General features: G+C 66.1%; 18 protein-coding genes. 5 read left to right on the top strand and 13 right to left on the bottom strand.

Going from position 1 to position 21,194, the window contains the following annotated elements; genetic code table 11:
- Positions 1 to 245: 245 nt before the first annotated feature.
- From CXY80_RS05590 to CXY80_RS05605, 4 genes are read right to left on the bottom strand one after another with little or no spacing between them, the layout of a single operon-like run.
- Positions 246 to 1,775 (bottom strand): ABC transporter ATP-binding protein, encoded by a 1,530-nt coding sequence (locus tag CXY80_RS05590; RefSeq protein WP_104131891.1) that lies wholly within the window; start codon positions 1,773 to 1,775, stop codon positions 246 to 248.
- Complete coding sequence (locus CXY80_RS05595) at positions 1,772 to 2,632, bottom strand: ABC transporter permease (RefSeq protein WP_233195040.1); 861 nt, start codon at positions 2,630 to 2,632, stop codon at positions 1,772 to 1,774. The genes CXY80_RS05590 and CXY80_RS05595 overlap by 4 nt, the downstream gene beginning before the upstream one ends.
- A complete protein-coding gene (locus CXY80_RS05600; RefSeq protein WP_233195042.1) occupies positions 2,629 to 3,597 on the bottom strand; it encodes an ABC transporter permease in 969 nt (322 codons plus the stop codon). The genes CXY80_RS05595 and CXY80_RS05600 overlap by 4 nt, the downstream gene beginning before the upstream one ends.
- Positions 3,594 to 5,246 (bottom strand): ABC transporter substrate-binding protein, encoded by a 1,653-nt coding sequence (locus tag CXY80_RS05605; protein WP_092450165.1) that lies wholly within the window; start codon positions 5,244 to 5,246, stop codon positions 3,594 to 3,596. The genes CXY80_RS05600 and CXY80_RS05605 overlap by 4 nt, the downstream gene beginning before the upstream one ends.
- Positions 5,247 to 5,380: 134 nt before the next feature.
- Here CXY80_RS05605 and CXY80_RS05610 point away from each other — a divergent pair, with 134 nt between their 5' ends.
- Positions 5,381 to 5,746 carry a hypothetical protein gene (locus CXY80_RS05610; RefSeq protein ID WP_104131892.1) on the top strand — a complete coding sequence of 122 codons (366 nt, stop codon included), beginning with the start codon at positions 5,381 to 5,383 and terminating at the stop codon, positions 5,744 to 5,746.
- An 87-nt stretch (positions 5,747 to 5,833) separates the two neighbouring features.
- On the opposite strand, the gene CXY80_RS05615 is transcribed toward CXY80_RS05610, so the two are convergent.
- From CXY80_RS05615 to mvaD, 3 genes are read right to left on the bottom strand one after another with little or no spacing between them, the layout of a single operon-like run.
- The gene (locus CXY80_RS05615; protein WP_104131893.1) at positions 5,834 to 8,182 is read right to left on the bottom strand and encodes a hydroxymethylglutaryl-CoA reductase, degradative; all 2,349 of its coding nucleotides are present in this window, start codon (positions 8,180 to 8,182) and stop codon (positions 5,834 to 5,836) included.
- Positions 8,179 to 9,174 carry a mevalonate kinase gene (locus CXY80_RS05620; protein WP_158251577.1) on the bottom strand — a complete coding sequence of 332 codons (996 nt, stop codon included), beginning with the start codon at positions 9,172 to 9,174 and terminating at the stop codon, positions 8,179 to 8,181. The genes CXY80_RS05615 and CXY80_RS05620 overlap by 4 nt, the downstream gene beginning before the upstream one ends.
- Before the next feature lies 1 nt (position 9,175).
- The gene (mvaD, locus tag CXY80_RS05625; protein ID WP_104131895.1) at positions 9,176 to 10,168 is read right to left on the bottom strand and encodes a diphosphomevalonate decarboxylase; all 993 of its coding nucleotides are present in this window, start codon (positions 10,166 to 10,168) and stop codon (positions 9,176 to 9,178) included.
- 149 nt (positions 10,169 to 10,317) lie between these two features.
- Here mvaD and CXY80_RS05630 point away from each other — a divergent pair, with 149 nt between their 5' ends.
- Positions 10,318 to 11,790 carry a hydroxymethylglutaryl-CoA synthase family protein gene (locus CXY80_RS05630; RefSeq protein WP_104131896.1) on the top strand — a complete coding sequence of 491 codons (1,473 nt, stop codon included), beginning with the start codon at positions 10,318 to 10,320 and terminating at the stop codon, positions 11,788 to 11,790.
- Positions 11,791 to 11,832: 42 nt separating this feature from the next.
- On the opposite strand, the gene CXY80_RS05635 is transcribed toward CXY80_RS05630, so the two are convergent.
- The gene (locus CXY80_RS05635; RefSeq protein WP_092450177.1) at positions 11,833 to 13,821 is read right to left on the bottom strand and encodes an aconitate hydratase; all 1,989 of its coding nucleotides are present in this window, start codon (positions 13,819 to 13,821) and stop codon (positions 11,833 to 11,835) included.
- A 178-nt stretch (positions 13,822 to 13,999) separates the two neighbouring features.
- Between CXY80_RS05635 and CXY80_RS05640 the strand changes: the two genes are divergently transcribed.
- Positions 14,000 to 14,800 carry an ABC transporter permease gene (locus CXY80_RS05640; protein ID WP_233195044.1) on the top strand — a complete coding sequence of 267 codons (801 nt, stop codon included), beginning with the start codon at positions 14,000 to 14,002 and terminating at the stop codon, positions 14,798 to 14,800.
- Positions 14,800 to 15,567, top strand: a complete 768-nt coding sequence (locus CXY80_RS05645; protein ID WP_199182230.1) for an ABC transporter ATP-binding protein — start codon at positions 14,800 to 14,802, stop codon at positions 15,565 to 15,567. Before CXY80_RS05640 ends, CXY80_RS05645 begins: the two co-directional genes overlap by 1 nt.
- Before the next feature lie 12 nt (positions 15,568 to 15,579).
- Here the strand turns inward: CXY80_RS05645 and CXY80_RS05650 are convergent, their stop codons facing one another.
- Positions 15,580 to 15,858 (bottom strand): helix-turn-helix domain-containing protein, encoded by a 279-nt coding sequence (locus CXY80_RS05650; RefSeq protein ID WP_092450179.1) that lies wholly within the window; start codon positions 15,856 to 15,858, stop codon positions 15,580 to 15,582.
- A gap of 154 nt (positions 15,859 to 16,012) precedes the next feature.
- Here CXY80_RS05650 and CXY80_RS05655 point away from each other — a divergent pair, with 154 nt between their 5' ends.
- A complete protein-coding gene (locus CXY80_RS05655; protein WP_199182231.1) occupies positions 16,013 to 16,888 on the top strand; it encodes a hypothetical protein in 876 nt (291 codons plus the stop codon).
- A 147-nt stretch (positions 16,889 to 17,035) separates the two neighbouring features.
- On the opposite strand, the gene CXY80_RS05660 is transcribed toward CXY80_RS05655, so the two are convergent.
- Genes CXY80_RS05660 through CXY80_RS05675 form a run of 4 tightly spaced genes read right to left on the bottom strand, consistent with a single transcriptional unit; the run spans position 17,036 to position 21,097 of the window.
- Positions 17,036 to 18,313, bottom strand: coding sequence for a CDP-glycerol glycerophosphotransferase family protein (locus tag CXY80_RS05660; protein WP_104131897.1), 1,278 nt, complete (start codon positions 18,311 to 18,313; stop codon positions 17,036 to 17,038).
- A gap of 19 nt (positions 18,314 to 18,332) precedes the next feature.
- A complete protein-coding gene (locus tag CXY80_RS05665; RefSeq protein ID WP_104131898.1) occupies positions 18,333 to 19,226 on the bottom strand; it encodes a glycosyltransferase family 2 protein in 894 nt (297 codons plus the stop codon).
- A complete protein-coding gene (locus CXY80_RS05670; protein ID WP_104131899.1) occupies positions 19,213 to 20,037 on the bottom strand; it encodes a CDP-alcohol phosphatidyltransferase family protein in 825 nt (274 codons plus the stop codon). The genes CXY80_RS05665 and CXY80_RS05670 overlap by 14 nt, the downstream gene beginning before the upstream one ends.
- A gap of 4 nt (positions 20,038 to 20,041) precedes the next feature.
- Entirely contained in the window at positions 20,042 to 21,097 is a 1,056-nt protein-coding gene (locus tag CXY80_RS05675; RefSeq protein ID WP_369828643.1) for a glycosyltransferase family 2 protein, read from the bottom strand.
- Positions 21,098 to 21,194: the final 97 nt, after the last annotated feature.

The raw sequence follows: 21,194 nt of genomic DNA on the forward strand, positions 1-21,194 counted from the left end.
CCTCAACCTCGAAACCCCCGCCTACCGCCTCAACCAGCTACTTCTCGAAGCAAAAACCCCCGCGTTGCCCTGACCACTTGACTTTGCCGGAGGCCTGACATGAAGAAGGCACGACTTGCGCTCGGCTGGATCCTCGTCGCAATTCCGCTGCTCTACGGCGTTTACCAGACCCTCACCAAAGTTGCGGCGCTCTTTGGCTAGCGCCACAGAGGACGACAGGGTATTCCACCGCAGAAACACCGGTTTTACCGGTGGGCGGCGAGCAACTCGCGGGTGAACGGATGCTGCGGCGCCGCAAAGAGATCGACCGCCGGCCCCTGCTCCACAACAACGCCGTCCTTCATCACGAGGACCTCGTGACTGAGTGCCCGAACTACGGCAAGGTCGTGCGAGATGAACACCATGGCGAGTCCGGTGGATTCCTGGAGAGAGGCCAACAGCGCGAGCACCTGGGATTGAATCTGCGCGTCGAGCGCCGAGACCGGCTCGTCGCATACCAGGATGCTCGGCCGCCGGGCGAGCGCCCTGGCGATCGCCACCCGCTGCCGCTGCCCACCGGAGAGCTCGTGCGCGCGCCGGCCAAGCAGCCCGGTCGCCAGCGCCACCTGCGCGAGCAATTCCACCGCCCGAGCCGTGCGCCACCGGCGCGAAATCCCGTCGAGAGCGATAGCCTCTGACAGAATCTGCAGCACCGTCGCCCGCGGGTCGAAAGCGCTCAGCGAGTCCTGGTGAATGATCTGGAGACGTCCCCGCCGGGCCCGGCGCTGGGATTCCGGCAGGCCGCTCCAGGGCTCGCCGTTCAGCAGCACCGAACCATGGTCGGGCGACTGCGTGCCCAGCAGCATCCGTGCCACGGTACTCTTTCCCGAGCCTGACTCGCCCACGATACCCACGGTGTGGCCGGCTCGCAGTTCGAACGAGACCCCATCGACGGCCGTCAGCGTTCCGTATGCCTTAGCGAGGTCATGTGCGGCGAGCACCACAGGGCCCGGCTTCGGCGCCGTGGCCGTGCCCAACGCGGCAGCGGCCAGCAACTGACGAGTATACGGATGCTGCGGCGCGGCAAACAGGGCGGCCGCGGCCTGCACTTCCACGAATCGGCCGTCCTTCATGACCGCCACCTGGTCGGCCAGCTGGCGGATGATCGACAGGTCATGGCTGATCAGCAACAGGGCGAGGCCAGATTCCTTCAGCTCACGCAGCAGTCGCACGACCTGCGCCTGCACCGTCGCGTCGAGAGCTGTCGTGGGTTCGTCGGCGATCAGCAGCGACGGCGATGCCGCCAGTGCCGCGGCGATAAGCGCGCGCTGGCGCAGTCCGCCGGAGAGCTCGTGCGGGTACTGCCGGGCACGCCGGGCCGGATCGGGCATGGCAACCTGCCGGAGCAGCTGCAGCACGCGGCGAGAACGGTCGACACGGCCGAGCTGCGGTTCGTGCACCTCGAGCGGTTCGGCCACCTCGGCGCCCACTCGGCGCAGCGGGTCGAGAGAGACCAGGGCGTCCTGGCTCACGAGCCCCACCCGCGCCCCGCGGAGGCCCCGCCAGACTTGAGGGGAGAGGGCGCGGGCGTCGACGCCGGCCACCGTCAGTTCGTCGGCGGTGACCCCGGTGCCGGCGAGCCCAATCAGGCTACGCGCGGTCAGGGTCTTACCGGCACCGGACTCCCCCACGATGCCGAGGCACTGCCCAGCCTCGATGCGAAACGACACCCCATCGACCACGGCGGCCCCGCCCGGCACGACGACGCGCAGGTTGCGCACACTCACGACGCTCATCGTTGCCGCCCCGCCGCGCTGGCCTGCAGGTGCCGTCCGAGAACGCTCGTCGAGACCACGGTCGCGGTGATCACGAGTCCAGGGAACACAGCGATCCACCAGGCTGTAGCGAGAAAGTTGCGTCCCTCGGAGAGAATGAGCCCCCACTCCGGTGTGGGCGGCTTCGGCCCGAGGCCGAGAAAACTGAGGCCGGCGGCGGCCGTGATGGCCGTGCCGATTCCCATTGTGGCCATCACGAGCAACGGCCCGAGCGTGTTCGGCACCACGTGCCGCAGCACGGTGACCGCCGGCGACACCCCGAGTGTGCGGGCGGCCTCCACGTAGCCGGCCCGCTTCACCACCAGGGTCTGTACCCGGGCGACGCGGGCATACGACGGAATCACCGCGATGGCGACCGCGATCAGCAGACTCGCCTCCCCCGGCCCGATGATCGCTATCACGATCAGCGCTAGCAGAAACTCCGGAAACGCCATCACGATCTCGATCGCCCGGCTCAATACACCGTCGCCGACCCGGCGCATCAGCCCGGCCAGAGAGCCGATCACCAGGCCCGCCAGGAGCGCAATCAGAGTAGCCCCGAAGCCGATCGCGAGCGAGTAGCGCGAGCCATAGATGACACGTGCGAACACGTCGCGGCCGGCCTGGTCGGTTCCAAACGGATGCCCAGGGCCGGGCGCCAGCAGCGCAGCGCCGATGTCCGTGCGCACGGGATCAGCCCCGGTGAACAACCGAGGAAACAATGCGGACAGCAAGACAATCAGTAGGAAGCCGGCGGCCACCCAGAGGGCCGGTGTGGGCATCCGGGTCACGTGTCGGGTGCGGGCGGTTCGGGAGCGCGCGGCGGTGAGAATGCTCACGCGTAGGCCTGCTCGGTCGCCAGGCGCGGGTCGAGACGGTCGGCCACGAAGTCGACCAGCAGGTTGACCAACGAGAACGACACTGCGGCGAGCACAATAATGCCCAGCACCACAGGCACATCCCGATTGACGATGGCGTTCAGGGCCACGCGTCCGAGTCCGGGACGGGCGAAGACGGTCTCTACCAGCACCGAACCGCCGAGCAAGGAACCGACGATGTAACCCGTGAGGGTGACGCTGTTTGCTGCGGCGTGGCGCAGGGTATGCCGCAGCACGAGGCGGGTCTGGCTCGCTCCACGGGCGCGCACGGTGTCGACGAAGGGCAGAGCGGCCGCGTCGTCGAGGCCCTGGCGCAACACCTGGCTGAGAATGCCGGCCACCGGAATGGCGAGGGTCACGGCGGGCAGCACGAGCGCGCCGAACCCGGCAGTGGCGACCACGGCGAACCAACCCAGTCCGAAGCCGAAAACACCAATCAGCACCAGGCCGATCCAAAACGTGGGCGAGGACACCGCCACGAGCTCGAACAGGCCAGCCACCGGACCGGTGCGCCTGCCGCGGCCGAGCAGCGCCGACCCGAACGCGATCAGCACGGCGAACGAGATGGCGAGGCCCATCAGTTGCATCGTCGGCGCGAGTTGCTGGCCGATCACCGCGGCGACGGGTTGCTGCATGCGATACGACGTGCCGAGGTCACCCTGCAGCAGGCGGCCGAGGTAGTGGAAATACTGCAGGAGAAGCGGGTCGACGAGGCCCCAGTCTGCTCGGATTTGGTCGCGCACTCGCTGCGACACGTTGCCGAGCCCCACGAGCACGTTCACCGGGTCGCCGGGGATCAACCGCAGCGAGAAGAAGCCCACGGTGGCGGCGCCCCACACCACGAGAATCATGCCGCCGATCCGGCCGGCCAGGCGGGCGCCCGGTCGGCCGGATCGACGCGCACGGCCTTCGCGGTGCGCGGTCACGGCGCGGTCGTGAGGGCCGCCTCGTAGAAGAGCGGCTGCCCGTACAGATCGAAGCTCAGGTTCTCGATGGTCTTGCTGTAGGCGGTGATGGCGGTGGGCACCGTGATCGGAACCATGACCACATGGGTCGCGTTCCACTTCTGCAGCTGCTGGTAGAGCGCTTCGCGTTCGGTCGGATCGCTCGTGGCGATGGCGTCGTCGAGCAGCTGGTCGACGACCGGGTCGGCCGTAGACGAGCCGTTCTTATAGCCGCCGCTGTGTAGGTGGGCGCGCAGGACGTCGGCGTCGACGCTGGGGAAACTCCAGTCGGACAGGTCATAGTCGCGTGCGTCGAAGGCCTCGTAGTATTGGGCGATCTCACGGTTGTCGCGCACGATTTCGAACCCGATGTCGCGCAGGTCAGACTGCACCACGTCGCCGAGGCTTGCGTTGGCGTCGGAGACCGGGGTGTAGGCGAGCCACTGGGCGCTCAGTCGGGCTCCACCTTTGGTGCGGTACCCCTCGGAGTCGCGCTCGGTCCAGCCGGACGCATCAAGCAGCGCATTGGCCTGATCTGGGTCGAACGCCCAGCTGTCTTCGAGGCTCGGGTCGTAGGAGTTGGGCGTGGCCGGGGAGAGGATGCTCCAGGCGCGCTCCGCCTGTCCCTGGTAGATGGTCTCGACGGCCGGACCGATATCGACCCCGAGCGCGAAGGCACGGCGCACGTTCTCGTCGGCGAAGACGCCGTGCGCCTCGTTCAGGAACAGGGTGTACGGCAGGCCCGGCATAGTCACGTTCTCGATCGAGAAGTCGTCGCCGATCTGGCTCACTGTGTTCGGGGTGATGTCGCTGGCGATCTGCGCCTGGCCGCTCGTGAGGGCGCCCGTACGCACCGAGGATTCGGGAAGGATGCGGAACTCGAGCGTGTCGATGGCGGGCGCGCCCTGATGGGAGCTCCCCTCCGGCGCCCAGTCGTAGTCTTCGTTTGCGGTGAACACGATGCCCTGGTCTGGCGTATATTCGCTCAGCACGTAAGGTCCGGTTCCCACCGAAATGCCCGGTCCACCGGCCGGCAGCTGCGCCGCGTTGTCCCGCAGAGTGGCCGGCGAGTAGAAGCCAAGCTTGGCGGTGCTCACCGCCTGCAGGAATGGCGCGTATGGCTGGCTGAAGTTCACCCGAACGGTGAATTCGTCGACAACCTCGGTGCCAGCGTAGAAGCCGCCGGTTTCGGCGTACCCGATCAGACTGGCAGCATCCGCTGACGCCGTCTCTGGGGCGACGACGTGCTCAAAGTTGGCCTTGACGGCCTCGGCGTTGAAGGGTTCGCCGTCGTGGAACGTGACATCGCCCCGCAGATCGAACGTGTAGTGCAGGCCGTCGTCCGAGATCTGCCAGGACGTGGCGAGCCATGGCACGAACGAGCCGTCGGCTTTCTCATAGACGAGGGAGTCGAAGGAGTTGCGCATCACGAGGGCAGTGGCCTGGAACGCCGACGAGTGGATGTCCATCTTGCCGCCACTGAGCGTGCCGCCGTTGATGGCGTAGGTGAGGGTGTTCGCGTCGGCGGCGGTTGTGGGGGTAGTGGCAGTGCACCCGGTGACCAGGGCGACGGTGGCAAGGACGGCGGCTGCGGCGCGCAGCCAGGATGTTGAATGGGCGCGAATGCGCATAAATGGGGGTCTCTTTCTGAGCTACCAGTCATGCGGGCAATAAATGCTCCGCTCATCAAACGTACCGCGTGCGCCGAGACCGCCCGTCGCCCCGAGTAGGTTGGAAGGACCGACTTCGCAAAGGATGGGCTGACATGCCGGAGAATCGATTGAAGGACAACCGCTCAATGCTGGATGCAGCGGAGGATGCGCTTCGTGAGCTGTGCGAGCCGGTTTCCCCGCCGAAACGTACCCTCGACTACCGAAACTATTTTTGCGCCAGAAACCTCGACAACACCGAGGTCGTGTCGAAGAACGAGCCGCGTAGAGCTGCCCTGTACGCGGCGGTGGCCGAGTATGGTCGTGCCTATTCCCACATCGCGCATGAGTTGGCGGCCGCCGGATATTCGCCCCGCGAGGCCGCCGGTATTCAGAAGGAAGTCGCGTACTTCCAGGAACTGCAGGGCGAGCTGCAGCGCGCATCGGGCGACCAGGTCGCCGAGGAGAGCGCACCCCGGTGACGTAGCCAGGAGCCTCCGTTCGCGACGCAGCGCACGCCGGTGAACCTGACGGAGCCAGCGATCACCCACACCCGGGGCGGCGATCGATTATCTAATCTCGGTGAGATAGGTGGTGTAGCCGGCCTGGTGCAGAGCGGTACGGATCGGTTCGGCGCCAGCGGGCCCGGCCAGGGCGATAATCGCGCCACCGCCGCCCCCGCCGGTGAGCTTGGCACCGAGCGCACCGGCCCGGCGCGCGATGGCGACCATCTGCTCGAGCTCAGGGCTCGACACCTGCAGTGCATTGAGCAGGCCCTGATTGATGTTCATGAGCTCGCCCAGTTCGGCCGTGTCGCCCCGGCGCAGGGCGTCGGCCCCCTCCCCCACCAGGGAGTCGATCTGATCGAAGATCGCATCGTAACGCGCGCGGTTGTGCAGCCACGCCGCGCGCACCGCGGCCACGGTGTGCGCGGTCAGGGCGTGCACACCGCTGAGACCGATCACGATCGGGATCGGATGCGGTGTGACAATGTCGCTTATTTCGTGACCGCTCGGGGCATCCGTTTTTTTAAACAGGATCGGCCGACCGAAGGTGGCAACGGTGTTGTCGATGCCCGAGGGTGTGCCGTGCACGATCTGTTCGCACTCAAAGGCCAGGCTCGACACCTGTTCGTCGCTGAGCTCGATCGAGAAGCACTCGGCGGTCGCTCGAATCAGTGCGACGGCGAACGCGGCCGACGCTCCCAGGCCGCTCGCGCGCGGAAGCTTGGAAAACACGTCGACCCGCACGCCGGATTCGGGCAGCCCGAGACGCGCCGCGATCAACGCGGCGACCTGATGTGAGACGTCGGGGCTGATCGTTTCCTGCGCCGAACCATCAACGTTCCAGTCGGTGATGACCGGCGCCTGCCCAGGTTCGCCGCGAACGACCTCGGCTCGCACTGTGAGGCCGATCGGCGCGGCAATAGCGCGGCGGCCGTAGACCACGGAGTGCTCGCCGAGCAGGATGATCTTTCCGTAGCCGACCTGCGAGCGGGCACCGAGCGGTGCACGCGTCGGCATCGCTGCGGCCGGCATCGCTGCGGCCGGCATCGCTGCGGCCGGCATCGCTGCGGCCTGCATCGCTGCGGCCTGGGGCACTGCGGTCGGGGGCGCGAGGACCGGCGACGGCCGGGCTTCGAGTTCGGCCAGAATCTGCCGCGCCTTCCACACCTTGATCTCGCCGCCGACGAGGAGTCGCTCGACGACCTCATCGAACCGCGCCGGGCCGGTACCGGCGGCCACCGCGACCGCTCGGGCGTGCAGGCGCATGTGGCCGTGTTGGATCCCCGTGGTCGAGAGCGCTTTGAGCGCAGCCAGGTTCTGGGCCAGCCCGACGGCCGCCATTACCTCGGCCAGTTCGCGCGCCGAGGCGACATCCAAAATTGTATGGGCGATGCGCACGGCCGGGTTCGATTCCACCTGACCGCCGACCGTGCCGACCTTCAGCGGCATGGTCAGTTCGCCGACCAGGTCGCCGGCGTCGTTGGCGCTCCAGGTCGACAACGGTGCATAACGTGGCCCGCGGGCGGCGTACGCGTGGGCGGCGGCCTCGATGGCGCGCCAGTCGTTGCCGGTGGCGATCGCGACGGCGTCGATGCCGTTCATGATGCCCTTGTTATGGGTGGTGGCCCGATAGGGGTCCATGGCGGCGAATTCGCTGGCCAGAATGATCCCGTCGCGCACCCGGTCGCCGGGATAGTCCCGGGTTGCCAGCAGGGCTTCCGGGATGACCGCCCGGGCACGCACGAGGGCGCGATCGGTCAGGTTTGAGAGGATGCGCAAGAACACCCGACCAGCGCTGATCTGCTCGACCAGGGGTGCGATGCTTTCGCACATGGAGTTGACCAGGTTCGCGCCCATCGCATCGCGGGTGTCAACGAGCAGATGTACCACCAGCAGCTCGCCGTTTTGCGCCGTCGCTCCGCGCAGGTGCACCTCGATACCGCGCGCGCCGCCGCCGCGGGCGACCATGTTCGCGTGGCCGCTGTTGGCCAGCTGCAGAATGTGCTCAGATTGCGCAAGCAGAGCCTGGCGAGCACGCGCCGGGTCGGCAACGTCGACGATCTGCACCTGGCCGATCAGCAGCGGCTCGTCGGATCTGCTGGCGAACCCACCCGCCTGGCGCACCAGAAGCGCGGTGGAACTGACCGCAGCCACGACGGACGGCTCCTCCACCACCATGGGAACCAGATAGTCCAGGCCGTTGATCTGAAAATTCAGTCCGAGCCCAAGTGGCATCGAAAATACGCCGATCACGTTTTCAGTGAGACGATCGGCGGTTTCGGCGTTCAGCAGGCCCGCACCGGGCTGCAGCATGGCGTAGTCAGCATCATTCAACGTTCCGCGTTCGTGTAGCAACTCCAGTCGTTTCTGAACCGACTTCCGATAGAACTTCGCGATGCGTGAGCCGCTCATGACCTTGTCCCCTCTGCGCCAAGGACCAGCGGTACAACGGATGCGCCGGCGTCGGTCAGTGCTGCCGCGAGCCGTTCGGCGGCCAAGCCGCTCGCGCTGAAGGCGAGTCCGACATCGCCGCCGCCAGCTCCGGAAGTCTTGAACACGCCACCAGCCCGCTGGGCCACGACGCGCAGCTCCCGGTGACGCGCGGTAACGATGCCGGCCTCGGCGTGGCTGTCGAGCCGGGCCAGCGCGGTGAAGTAGTCGTCGATCAGGCGCAGAAATTCGGCGCGGTCGGCGAGCGCTGACTGTGCCGTGTGCGCGAGCCGGGTCAGCCTCGCCACGTCCTGGGCGTGTTGCAGCGGATGCGCGGCACCAAAGTCGTTCACCCGACCGACCAGGTCGGTTGTCACCGACCCTTCACCGGTGACCACGACCAGCATGGTGAGATCGTTGGGCCACTGCAACGGCACCGGCGTCGCGCCGACGGCATAGGAGAGCAGACCGCCGTAGACGCTTGCGGCGACATCTCCGCCGCTACCCGTGCCGTTTTGGGCGGCCCGATGAGCCGACTGGGCCAGCGTGAACAGCGCCGCGCGATCGAGGTACAGCCTCGAGGCCGTGGCCAAGGCGGCCGTGAGCGCGCTGGCCACCGCAGCGCTCGACCCGAGTCCCAACTTGTGGCCATCGCGGGAGAGTTCCGCGCTGTCGATGCTGATCTCGAACGGGCCGCCGCCGGCTCGGGCTCGCACTGCCGCTCGCACCGTATCGAACAGGCGCAGGGTCGACCGGGTCTGGGCGTTGAGAGCGGCCGGTAGTTGCCCCTCATCGTCGAGGTCGAGGTGCTGGATGCCAATGCTTTGGGCGTGCAGCCGCCAGGACCCGGCCGGTACGACCGTGACGGTGACTCTGCGATCGACGGCCGCCAGCAGCGCCGGTGCGCCGTGCAAAACCGCGTATTCACCGAGCAGAAAAAGTTTTCCAGGGGCCGATGACGTTATCGCTGTCACGTCAGTCCAGCCGGTAGGCGTCGGGGCCGAGCGCGCTCTGGCGCACCTCGAGCACGCCGCCCACGGTCGACAGTGCGGCGTGCACCCGGGACGCATCGGTCGGCAGGCAGAGCACCTTCACCTGCGGTCCGGCATCAATGGTGAAGTAGGCCGCAATGCCGGACGCGCGCAGGTCGCGAACGGCGTGCATCACGGCGACCGTCGCGGCGTTCCAATAGATCAACGCTGGCCGGGTGGTGAGCATCAGGGCGTGCAGCTTGAGGCAGTTGTACTCGGCGAGTTCGCCGACACGCACGAAGTCGAAAGCGGCGATCGCGGCCCGCATATCGGCGAGATCAGTCGGGGCCGTCGCCAGCCAGGCCAGGTAGAACGGCGAACTGACCGCGGTCGCGCCCATGCCGACGGTCGAATTGATCGGCTTCGCCCCGTGCGCGGTGATAGCGACCAAAATGGCGAGCGGCCAGTCCGCGCCGGGCAGCAGCTGCTCAGCGTAGGAGTCCAAACCGTCGGCGGCACTGCCGGCGTGCATCTCGGCGAAACCGCCGAAAATGGAACGGGCGGCCGAACCGGAGCCGTGCCTGGCCAGGATGGACAGCTCCCGCGCGGTCGGCGTGAGCCCGGCTGCGCCGGTCGCGGCGACGGCGAGAGCGGCGAAACCGGACGCCGACGAGGCCAGCCCGGCTCCGGTCGGGAAATTATTCGTGGACTCCACGATCGCGCATAGGGTGGCACCTCGGGAATAACGCACCAGGTCGAGAACGCGACTGGCCTTGGTGGCGTCGTGCCGGCATCCGTTGAGCCATAATTCATCGGTCGCGAGCCCGGCGCGAAAGGTCACTCGGGTGTCGGTGTAGAGGGCGTCGAGGGTGATCGAGATCGACCCGACCGCCGGGGTATTGAGAACGGCATCGTTCTTGCCCCAGTACTTGACCAGTGCAATATTGCTGTGTGCGCGGGCGCGGGCCGTAGCGCCGGCCTCAAGGGTCTGTGACACAGGACTGCTCCGATCGGTTCTGCCTCCATTTTAGACGGGCCCCCGATGTTATCCGTTCGAACCGGCCCGCGCCCCGACTCGCAGCTTGGCCGACTAAAATAGCGTGACCGTCGCGGCCCCGCAATCACCTGAAAGTTAAGTGGACACAGTTGGCTCCTGGAATTAGTGGTTTTTCCCTGTACCTCCCGCCGTATCGCGTTCAGCTCGAATCGTGGTGCGAGTGGAATGACCAACCGTGGGAGAAATTCCGTTCGGTGGTCGGACGCAGTTTTCGCATGCGCGCACCTCGGCAGAGTGTCTATACCTTCGCGGCTACCGCGGTCTGGCGGCTGATTAGGGACTACGACATCGACCCGACCCAGGTCGGGCTGCTCGCCCTCGGAACCGAATCAAGCACCGACAATTCGGCCGGTGCTGTCATCGTGAAGGGCATGGTCAATGAGGCCCTCGCCGCCGCCGGCCTGCCACTGTTGGCCAGAGACTGCGAAGTGCCTGAATTCAAGCAGGCCTGCCTCGGCGGCGTGTACGGCATGAAAGCTGCGCTGCGCTATCTGGCAACGGATGGCCGCGGTCGCCAGGCCATCGTCGTCTGCGCCGACATCGCCGAGTACGCGCGCGGTGGCAGCGGCGAGCCCACCCAGGGAGCAGGGGCCGTCGCCATGTTGCTGGAGAGCGACGCACGGCTACTGGAGGTGGACCTCGCCAGGGCTGGCAGCGACTCCGACTATCGGGTGGCCGACTTTCGCAAGCCGTTTACACGTTTTCGCAATCAGCCCGACCGCGACGACGGCCAGCTGCAGGACCTGCCCATGTTCAACGGGCATTACTCCACCAGCTGCTACATCGATGCCACCCACCACGCGATGACGGCGATGCTCGACAAACGCCCCGGCCGAAATCTCGACTATTTTCACGACATCGACGCGGTGTTCATGCACCGCCCGTACCACCAGATGCCCACCACCGGGTGGGTCATGGCCTACCTGTTCACTCTCGCGCACGATACCGACGGTCACGACGAGCTGCGCGCACTCGCCGCCGGAGCCGGCGTCGACGCCGATCGGCTGAGCGCTGAGCTGCTGGCTCCAAAACCATTCGGAATCACCGGTGCGCAGCTCGCCGAAAACACCGGCGATGCCTTTCCGCTGGCGCGCCGGGCGCGCAACCAGCTGCGCAAAACCCCGCTCTGGGACACCCTCGTTCGGGAAAAGCTCGGACTAGGCTCGGAAGCCATGCGCGACCTCGGTAATCTCTACACCGCTGCCCTGCCGGCCTGGCTCGCCGCTGGCCTGCACCAGGCCCTGACCGACGGCCTGGATCTGGCCGATCAGGACTGGCTGGCCCTCGGCTATGGCAGTGGCGACGCGGCGGAGGCCCTGCCGCTGCGGGTTGTGGCCGGGTGGCAAGACGCGGCGGCGCGAATCAATTTCGACCGCGCGCTGCTCGGAGCTGTCGATCTGAACGAAACGCAATATATCGACGTGCACGCGGGACGCCTGATCGACGTCACCCCGCCCGCCCACGACGAGTTCGTGGTCGATCATGTCGGAACATCGAACGGACCCGACTTCTTCGATGAGGGCGTCGAGTATTACCGATACGTGGTCGACAGCACCGAATAACCAGAACGGGGCCGGCTGGAGCCGGTCCCGTTCTTTGTACCGCTACTCCGCTGCGCCGATCTCGGGCTCGCCCTGTGCGTGCCGGGCACGCAGCCACGGAATGAGACCGCCGACCAAGAGCATCTCGATCTGGCGGGTCGAGAGTTCGTGCCGCACCGTATAGGTCTCGTTGCGGGTGGTGTTGCGAACGAGAATCTCGGTGCCGTTGGCGAGCGCCTCCCGAATGCCATCGAGCACCAGGACGTCGTCACGCTGGATGCGATCGTGGTCGGCGGCATCCGTGAATTGCAGCGCGAGCGCGCCGAAGTTGGCCAGGTTCTGCCAGTGGATTCGCGCGAATGACACCGCCAGCACCACCCGCAGGCCTAGGAATCGGGGCGTGATCGCGGCGTGCTCGCGGGAGGAACCCTGCCCGTAGTTGGCACCGGCGACAATCATATGGCCGGTCGTGTCCCGGCTGAGCGCGGCGCGGGTCGGGTAGGTCGGGTCGACCTGATCAAAGGTGAATTCGGCAAGTTTGGGCACGTTGCTGCGAAACGGCAAGACACGCGCACCGGCCGGAAGAATCTCATCCGTTGAAATATCGTCGCCAACGATCAGCGCAACGGGCGCCTCAATACGCTCGGCGAGCGGGCCGAAGACCGGCAGAGATGAAATATTCTCGCCCTTGACCAGCGCGATGGTGAGCGATTCCGCCGCCGGCAGCGGCGCCTCAAGCATGGTCAGGTTCACACTGGAGAACTCGGGCAGGACGATCTCGGGATAGTCCATACCGAACAAGTCGGCGAGGTCGCGCGGATCGGTGATTTTTCCGGTCAACGCGGCCGCAGCCCCGGTTTCCGGCGAACAGAGGTAGACCGAGTCCTCCTGGGTGCCCGAGCGACCCGGAAAGTTGCGCGGCATGGTACGCAGGCTGATGCTGCCGTTGGCGGGTGCCTGCCCCATGCCGATGCAGCCCATGCAGCCAGACTGGTGCAGCCGCGCACCGGCCCCGATCAGATCGAGGGTTGCCCCCATTTTGGTCAGGTCCTGCAGAATCTGGCGTGAACTCGGATTGACGTCGAGGCTCAGCCCGGGGAAGGACTGACGTCCCTTGGTGATCGCCGCGACGATCGCGAAGTCGCGCAGACCCGGGTTAGCGGATGACCCGATCACCACCTGCTCGACCGGCCGGCCGGCGACCTCGCTCACCGGAACGACATTGCCCGGAGAACTCGGCAGCGCGATCAACGGCACGATCGTCGCGAGATCGATCTCCTCGTTCACGTCATAGGTCGCATCAGCGTCGGCGAGCAGTTCGACGAAGTCGTCCTCACGCGCCTCCGCGCGCAAGAATGTGCGAACCTGATCATCGGCGGGAAACACCGTCGTCGTTGCTCCGAGCTCTGCGCCCATATTGGCAATCACGTGCCGGTCCATCGCGGTCAGCGATGCCAGCCCCGGACCGTAGTACTCGACGATCCGGTTGACACCGCCCTTCACACCGTGGCGACGGAGCATTTCAAGGATGACGTCCTTGGCGCTCGTCCACGGCGGCAGCTGTCCGGTGAGACGAATCCCCCAGATTTCGGGCATGCGAATGTAGAGCGGTTCGCCGGCGATCGCCAGCGCGACCTCGGTGCCGCCGACGCCGATGGCGAGCATGCCGAGGGAGCCAGCCGCCGGGGTGTGGCTGTCCGAGCCGACCATGGTCTTGCCTGGGATACCGAAGCGCTGCATGTGCGTCGGGTGCGATACCCCGTTGCCGGCCTTGGAAAACCAGATGCCAAAGCGTTGGCAGGCAGAACGCAGAAAGTCATGGTCTTCGGCGTTCTTGCTGTCGGCCTGCAACAGGTTGTGGTCGACATACTGCACGGAAACCTCTGTGCGTGCGTAATCCAGGCCGAGAGCTTCCAGCTCGAGCATGACCAGGGTGCCCGTTGCATCCTGGGTGAGGGTCTGGTCGATGCGGATGCCGATTTCGGTGCCGGGGATCATCTCTCCGACTATCAGATGCGAGGAAATTAATTTCTGGGCGACGTTGTAGGCCATGCGGGCTCCCTTGCTAGTGTGCGGGTGGCTGCGTCGACAAGCACCAATCCACGCAACCCGCTGATCCTTAACCTATGCGACTGCGGGGCTGACGACCACTCTTTGGGGGTGTTTGGGTCAGAGCCCAGTAAGTGTGGGCTGGCACGAGACCAAGTCCGGCTCCCATACGATAGACGGCGTGAGTAGTTACGCCCTGGTGCGCCCCGAACAGCGCACGCCGATCGCGCGGTATCGGCATTCCCTTTGGCTGCTGACGCAGCGCGATCTTCGCGTGCGCTACTCCACCTCGGTACTCGGCTACTTCTGGTCCATCCTCGATCCGCTCGTGATGGCCGGAATCTACTGGTTCGTCTTCACCCAGGTATTTGACAAAAACGTCGGCACCGAGCCTTATATCGTGTTCCTGTTGGCCGCCCTGCTGCCCTGGATGTGGTTCAACGGGGCTGTCTCCGATTGCACGAGGGCATTTCTGCGCGAGGCCAAGCTCATCCGCTCCACCCGCATTCCCCGCACCATCTGGGTGAACCGCCTCGTGCTCTCCAAGGGCATCGAGTTTCTCGCTTCGATACCGGTACTGGTTCTCTTCGCCATTGTGTACGGCGCGCAACTGCACATCGACGCGCTGTTCTTTCCCCTCGCCATGGTGATTCAGGCAGCGCTGACCGCGGGGGTCGGCCTGCTCGTCGCACCGCTCGTCGTGTTCTTTCGAGACCTGGAACGGGCCGTCAAACTCATCCTTCGATTTCTCTTCTACGCCTCCCCCATCATCTACAGCACCACCGATCTTCCGCCCGAACTGCAGTTCTGGGCTGCTTTCAACCCACTGACCGGCATCTTCAGCCTCTACCGGGCAGCGTTTTTTCCGGAGCAACTCGACTGGTTCGCCGTTGCGATCAGCGTTGTCATGTCCCTGGTCTTTCTCGGGCTGGGGCTGCTGGTCTTCCGCCGCACCGAGCGCGCCGTTCTGAAGGAGATCTAATGGTGAACCAGACAGCCGCGGTGCTGCCGGTGATTGCGCTAGTGGATGTCGGCATCCGCTTTCGCAGGAATCGTCGCGGTCGTCGCAATTTCAAGGACCTCTTCGGTGCCAGAAACCGGCGCAGCCGCCCGGGCGAATTCTGGGCCCTGCAGCACGTGAGCTTCACCGTGCAGCCGGGGGAAGCCATCGGTGTCGTCGGCCGCAACGGCCAGGGCAAGTCCACCCTGCTCAAACTCGTCACCGGAGTCGTACTTCCCGATACGGGAACGGTGCACGTGACCGAAGGCGTCGCACCGCTGATCGAGATCACCGGCGGATTCGTCGACGACCTGAGCGTACGCGACAACGTCTATCTCACTGCGGGATTGCACGGCATGACCCGCAAGCAAATTGCCGAACGCTTTGACGAGATCATCGACTTCGCCGAGATCGCCGATTTCATCGACACGCCGTACAAGCATCTGTCCAGCGGCATGAAGGTGCGCATCGCTTTCGCCGTGATCTCCCGGTTGGAAGAACCGATTCTGCTAGTCGACGAGGTACTGGCCGTGGGAGATAAGGCCTTTCGGGAGAAGTGCTATCAGCGCATCGAAGAGCTTCTCGCCGGCGGCCGAACGCTGTTCATCGTGTCGCACAATGAGCGAGACCTGCGTCGGTTCTGCACCCGCGGCCTCTACCTCGACCGGGGCGATCTTGTGCTCGATGCCCCGATCACCGACGTGCTTGAGCGCTACAACACGGACTACGCCGTCAAGCCCAAGGCCTGACCAGAAGCATCGTCAGCGAAAGTTGATGGCCAGGTAGGCGTCCCGGGTGGGCGGAAGCTGTTCGACCTCCAGGCCGATTACCAGCTCACTGAGTTCGAGTTGCAGGACGGCGGCAAGTCGAATGAGGGTGTACATAGTCGGGTTTCCATACCCCCGATCGATCCGGGCATAATTCGACACGTTGAGTCCGGCGAGCAGGGCCACCGACTCCTGATTGAAGCCAAGAGTCAGGCGCCGTTCGCGCAGACGGCGGCCAAGCAGTCTGGATGCTTCTGATTTCGGCTCGGGCATTCCTCAGTTGTAGCCGCCCGCCCCGGTCTTGACTAGCGGCTGGACAATTGCCCAGACGTGGTATTTGATGTCTTGCCGGAGTCGCCGCGCGGCACAGCGTGTGCCCCGGCGCACCACGTACACTCGACGAGACGGGCGAGGGGGAAAGCGATCAATGGCCAGGAAAAGCACACCGATGCTGTCGTCGACCGGCGGGAATCCGCAGGGCGGTGCCCTACCGACCGGGTTTGTGAAGGGAATCGACCGGGTTCTGGCCATTCACCGGCCAGTCGTCCTGGCCCATATCCGCAGCATCCGTCGCCGCAATCCCCACGCCTCGCCGGAGCAGATCGTGCGCATCCTGGAGAAGCGCTATCTCGCGGCGGTCACCGCCGGGGGCGCAGCAGTGGGCGCGACCGCCGTCATTCCCGGGGTCGGCACGGGCGTGACCATCGCCCTGTCTGGCCTGGAGACCGCCGGCTTTCTCGAGGCGACGGCGCTGTTCACGCAGTCAGTCAGCGAGGTACACGGTATCGCCGTGGAGGATCCGGAGCGAGCCCGCGCCCTGGTCATGACCATGATGCTGGGCCGGGAGGGCAGCGATCTGGTGCGTCAGCTCGCTGGCCAGGTCACCGGTTCGGGCACGGCCCGCACCACCTACTGGGGCGAACTCATCACGAACAGCCTCCCCCGAGCGGTTCTGGGCCCCCTGACTGACCGGCTCAAGAGCGCTTTTCTGCGTCAGTTCGCCACCCGTGGCAGCGCCAGCCTGCTCGGCAAAGTCCTCCCGTTTGGCATCGGAGCGGTCATCGGCGGTGTCGGCAATCACATTCTGGGCAATAAGGTCATGCACGCGTCACGACTCGCGTTCGGCCCGCCGCCCACCGGGTTTCAGCCGGATTTGGACCCACGAGTTCGGGAAATCCGGGTGCTGGAAACGCACCGGGGCAAGCCGGTGGCGGCCGGACCGGCCGAGCCTCTGGCATCCGCTTCGTGGCCGACTGCGCAGCCGCAGCAGCTCGAATCGCCGCTCGACCCCGCACGGGAGTAGCGCGTCGGTCGTGCTGGTGCTGCTCGCGCAACCCCAAGCCGCTCGCGCGCGCGGCCTGCCCGGCGCGCGAGCCACAATCGGGCGCCCGTGCAGCACAGCAGCGCGCAATGTTCGCTGGGAGGCCCAACACCCGGTCAGAACCCGACGCTATAGCTCGTCGTCGGGGATCGTGGTGGGATCGGGCACGATGGGTGCATCGTGGTCGTGCGCGGCCGCGAACCGATCCCATTCGTCCATGAGGTGCTGCACGGCCGTGTGCAGGCGCTCCGTTGCGACGCCGGGGGTGGTGTCGCCGAAATAGCGCTGCACCCAGCCCTGCAGTCGTTCGACCGCCGCGCCATCGTGGGTGAGCCGGTCGACGGCGGCCACGATGTCCCCGGCCTTCTCGGCGGGCAGCCACTCGCAGTCGGAGAGGTACCCGCTCGTGTCGATCACGGCCGTCGGGTTCACCGGGCGGGTGATAATAAGTGGCTTGCCGGTGGCGAGGCGGTCGTACACCATCGCCGAAATGTCGACGATGGCGACGTCAGCGACGGCCAACTGCCAGCCGAGGTCTGGGCCGGAATCGTAGACGTGCTGCGCGCGCGGATCGCGGGCGTTCGCCGCGGCGATGGCGCTGATGATGGTCTTATTGGCGGCACCGTAGAGGTGGTCGACAACGCCGCTGCGCGGGTGCGGACGATAGATGACCCGATGCGTTCCGGTGGCCAGCAGGGCGCTGACCAGCGCGACCCCGTGGGTCGCGACGGAGCCATAGGCGGCGGTTGCCCGATCGCCCTCCCAGGTGGGGGCGTAGAGCACGACCTGGCGTTCGTCGCGCGTGTACGGCAGTTCGCCGCTGAAATAGTCGGCCTGCGGGCGCCCGATTTTGATGGCGCGCTTGTCGAAGTCGTAGTCCCAGAGCACCCGGTCCAGTCGGGCCAGCGCGGCGTCCCCGGCGACGAAGGAGTAGTCGTAGGCCTTGAACTGGTTGGTGATCATATACATCTTGTCGCTCTCACCGTGGTTGATGAAAACGTGCCAGCAGCGCCCGTAGCGCATCATCTGAAAGTTGCGCGGGTTCTGGTTGACATAGAACACGATGCGGATGTCCTGCTCGGCGACGATCCGCTCGAGCTGCGGCACCGTGCGCGCGTAGGCGACTGGAACCGGCGACTCGTCCATGAGCTTGAGGGTGCCGCCGCCGGTGCGGCTGAGCACCAGCACCGGCCAGGTCTTGGCGAGGGTGGCGAGCGGCCGGTACCACTGCCGCATCTGGTACATGTTGACCGGCCCGTCAGCAAAGTAGACGGCGATCTTGAAGTGGTTGTCCTCGCGTATTTCCCGCGATTTCAGCGGGCCGCGCAGCGCGTGTTGCGCCTTGCGGGATGCCACAACATCCTTGACCAGCTTGACGGCACGCCTGATGTCTTTCCGAATTACCACCGAACCAGCCTACCGTCCCTCAGATAATCGGCGGTCGCCCGGCGACGGTCATGCGCCAGATCGTGCGTGCTCGAAGCGGATGCCGCGGCCCCGGATCGCTGCGCCAGCCCTCGCGCCAGCCGCCGAACCAGGCGCGCAGGGCCGGCCGGTTGTTCGGGGCCCAGCGCAGCACCTGAATTGCCGTCCAGGCGCCGACATAGAGCGGCACCAACAGGGCAGGCAGGTTGCGACGGGCGAGCCAAACCCGATTGCGGGCATTCAGGCGATAGTAGTCGGCGTGCCGGGTCTGCAGGATCACCGGATGGTTGGCCACGAGGTCGCCGGCATACCAGGCGACCCGGCCCTGGTCCCAGACCCGCCAGGCCAGTTCGATGCCCTCGTGGGCGTAGAAGAACGGCTCGGCCCAGCCGCCGGTCGCGTCGAAGACGGTCCGCGGCAGCAACACGGCGCCCTCCCAGACCGAGAACACCGGTCCGGGCGTGGCGGCCTCGCCCTTGCGGATGCGCGGAATCCACCGCCGGGGCGATTCGACGCCGGTCGGGTCCTCGACCCGCGGCTGCAGCAGGCCGATCGTGGGGTCGGCGCGCAGCTTGCCGATCGCGTTGATCAGAAAGTTCGGGTCGGGAATGCTCGCATCGTCGTCGAGAAAGAACAGGTATTCCCCGGTGACGAGCGACACCCCGCGATTGCGTCCGGCCGGAATGCCGAGGTTCGTCGGCAGCCCGAGCGATTGCACGCCGCCAGGCAGGCCGGTCGGCTGCCAGCCGTTGCCGACACAGATTACGTCGAGGGTAACCCCCTGCTGGGCCAGCACCGAGCGGATTCCGCGGTCGAGGTCCTCTGGCCGGGTGCCCTGGGTGAGCACCACGACACCGACCGTCGGGGTAGCGGAGCCAAAGCTAGGAACGGACACGCTTGGACGCCATAATGGCCACGAAATGACCGATGAGCGACAGAAATGCGAGCGGAACCAGGATGCTCAGCACGGCCCGGTCGACGATCGGCTGCCCGATCACCAGCCCAATGACGGCCGCGGCGAAGATGACCATGGTCAGCTCGACCGAGTGGTACAGCCGGTGGAAGGGCACGAAGCGCGCGAGACGGCGAACGCGGGCGATCAGGCGGGGCGTCGGGGTCTTCTCGCCGTGGGTGTCGGCGAGCTTGGTCAGGCCGGCGTTGGCGCGGGCGACGTGCACCATGTCGTTGAGCGCTTTGTTCAGCACGATGATCAGGGCGAGCAGCAGCGCGAGGCTGGTCCAGAGAAAATCCTCGGGCGACTCGAACGGGTACGCGGCTGCCCTAAAGCCGAGGGCAATGGGAATGAGCGACTCGGTGGAATAGTGCCCGACCTTGTCGAGAAACACCCCCGCGGGTGAGGACGTGCCGCGCCAGCGGGCGACTTCACCGTCACAGCAATCGATCAGCATTTGCACCTGGCTGAGGGCGAGGGCCAGCAGTGCGCCCCAGATTCCCGGAATCAGCAGCGCTGCGGCGGTCGACCAGCCAGCCAGGATCATCAGAGCGGTCACGCCGTTGGCGGAGATGCGGGTTTTCAGCAGCATCCAGGTCAGGTACGGCGACAGGTCGCGCAGGTACAGGCTTGCCGTCCAGTGCTCGGCGTTGGCACGCAGGCGCACCTCCGGCGGCTGGGCGACGGCTCGGAGCTGGGCGATGGACTCCGGTCGGGCCGGCCGGTTGGGCGAGATGTGGGGCGAACTGGTCATCTGCTCACCTTCCCGTGTGTGCCGTGATGTTGCTGGTGAGCTTGAGATATCCGAGGACGAAGCCGATTCCCCAGCAGAAGTGAATGCACGGCAAGACTACGAGAAAATGCAGTCCTGCACGAAATCCGTCTGGTCGGGCCACCGCGAGAGTCGCGGCGACGACGATGAGCAGGTACCCGGCCGGAACAATCAGGCTGAGGAGCAGCCACGGCGTTGCGCCGAGAGCCAGCTGCAGGAGCCCCCCGAGGCCGAGGAGCACCCCGAGAGTCACACCGAGCACCATGGCCGGCGGCACGAAATAACGGATGCCGTTGGCCGCCGGGTAGCGCCGCGCGAGTTCTCCGCGCCACAGCCCGGTCGACAGCATCTGCCGCGCCAATTGGGCCAGGGTCGGCCGGGGCCGGTAGAGCACCCGCAGCTTCGGCGTGAACCAGACCAAGCCACCGGCCTCGCGCAGCCGACGGTTGAGGTCCCAGTCCTGGCCGCGTTTCACACCCTCGTCGAAGAGCCCGACGTCGAGGATGCTCTGGGTGCGAAAACAGCCCAGGTAGACCGTTTCTGCGGCCCCTTCCGCTCCGCCCACGTGATGCGGTGTGCCGCCGAGGCCGATGCGGGTGCCGTAGGCGCGGGCTACGGCCCGTTCAAAGGCACTGATTCCGCGAGCATCCATGATGCCGCCGACGTTGTCGGCGCCGGTGCGTTCGAGCGTTTCAACCGCGACGCGGGCGTACTCGGGGGGCAACACCGAGTGAGCGTCCACGCGAATGACGACCGCATATTGGGAGGCGCGAATGGCCGTGTTCAGGCCTGCCGGAGTCGACCCCACATCGTTGGCCACGACACGAATACGAGCATCTACGGCGGCCATTTCCTCGACCAGTTCGGTCGTTCCGTCGATGCTCGGTCCGAGCGCCAGGGTGACCTCGAACGGTCCCTGGTAGTCCTGCCCCAGCAGGCTCTCGACTGCAGCTCGCACGTGTGTCGCCTCGTTCAGCACGGGCATCACGTACGAGACCCCGGGCAGAAATCCCGTACTACCTTGGTGCACCTGGCTGGCCAGCTTTCCGATAAGGGGGTAGGACGATCGAGCCTACCAGCCCGGCAATTCGCCACGCGCCGACGTTCCGTCACCCGCCTGCAGACAAACACATCGCGCC

Source organism: Cryobacterium sp. M91 (assembly GCF_002929615.1).
GTDB classification, from domain to species: Bacteria; Actinomycetota; Actinomycetes; order Actinomycetales; family Microbacteriaceae; genus Cryobacterium; species Cryobacterium levicorallinum.